This is a genomic window from Streptomyces sp. WAC 04229, from assembly GCF_003947455.1.
Lineage (GTDB): Bacteria > Actinomycetota > Actinomycetes > Streptomycetales > Streptomycetaceae > Streptomyces.
On sequence record NZ_QHJH01000409.1, the window covers coordinates 1 to 1,018 of the forward strand.

Below are 1,018 nucleotides of genomic sequence, written 5' to 3' on the forward strand. Positions count from 1 at the left end.
GGGGGCGGCGGTGGCGTGACCGCCTGGGGCTGCGGCGGCGTCGCCGGGGCGGCCGGTTCCTCCACCGTGACGCCGAAGTCCGTGGCGATGCCGGCCAGCCCGTTGGAGTAGCCCTGGCCGACCGCGCGGGCCTTCCAGGCGCCGTTGCGCAGGTAGACCTCGACGATCACGAGGGCGGTCTCGGTGCCGAGCTGCGGGGGCGTGAAGCTGGCGAGCACGGAGTTGTCGTCCGCGTTGCGGATGGTGGCGGTCGGTTCGATGCCCTGGAAGGTCTGGCCGGCGGCGTCCGGGCTGGCGGTGACGACGATCTTCTCGATGCCCGGCGGGACGGCGGCGGTGTCCACCACGATCGCGTCCGGGGCGGTGCCGCCGCCGGAGCGGTAGGTCACGCCCTGGCCGGTGGGCTGGTTGTAGAAGATGAAGTCGTCGTCGGAGCGCACCTTGCCGTCGGCGGTGAGCAGCAGGCCCGATACGTCGAGCCGCACGGGCGCGGCGACGTCCACCGTCACGCGGGCGGCGGAGAGGGGGATGTTCGAGCCGGGGGTCATAGCTGTCATGCCGGGTGAACGAGCGAGGGCGTTTTACCGTTCCCTTACCCGGCGGCCAATCGGGTCAGGGGCGTGTCTGACCTGGTCAGCGGTGGTTTCGGGGGTGTTCGCGGGCCGTGCGTTCGTTGCCGCGCTTGTAGTTTCCCGTCCAGCGGGCCATGACCAGCTGGGGATCGCCCGCGGTGACCTCTTGGAGGAAGCGGACGGCCCGGGGGCCGCCCAGGGTGGTGGCGGGCTTGTCGTGGTGGGTGATGTGGACGGTGCCGGCCGCTGTGGCGGTGTAGGCGAAGCCGTGGGGTCTGGGCATGGGGGGTTTTAACACTCGAAGGTTGCGAAGATATACTCTGTGTTAAGTTTCGTGGGTGGCGCATCATTTAAAAAAAAAAAACATTTTTTCTCGCCGACGTACCTTCCATCTTTCCCTCGTGCAATGCGACCACGTTGTCGAACGTGTCGACGAGCTCGGTCAG

At 68.1% G+C, this 1,018-nt stretch carries 2 protein-coding genes; both read right to left on the reverse strand.

Annotation, left to right across the window (positions count from 1 at the left end; translation table 11 throughout):
- The coding region (locus DMH12_RS38575) for a TerD family protein (RefSeq protein ID WP_185832787.1) at nt 1-557 on the reverse strand (557 nt) is incomplete at its 3' end.
- A 76-nt stretch (nt 558-633) separates the two neighbouring features.
- A complete protein-coding gene (locus tag DMH12_RS38580; protein WP_125495867.1) occupies nt 634-855 on the reverse strand; it encodes a hypothetical protein in 222 nt (73 codons plus the stop codon).
- Nucleotides 856-1,018: the final 163 nt, after the last annotated feature.

Coding starts and splice junctions, on each gene's coding strand:
- DMH12_RS38580 (WP_125495867.1), bottom strand. CDS start 855: ATGCCCAGACCCCACGGCTTCGCCTACACCGCCACAGCGGCCGGCACC.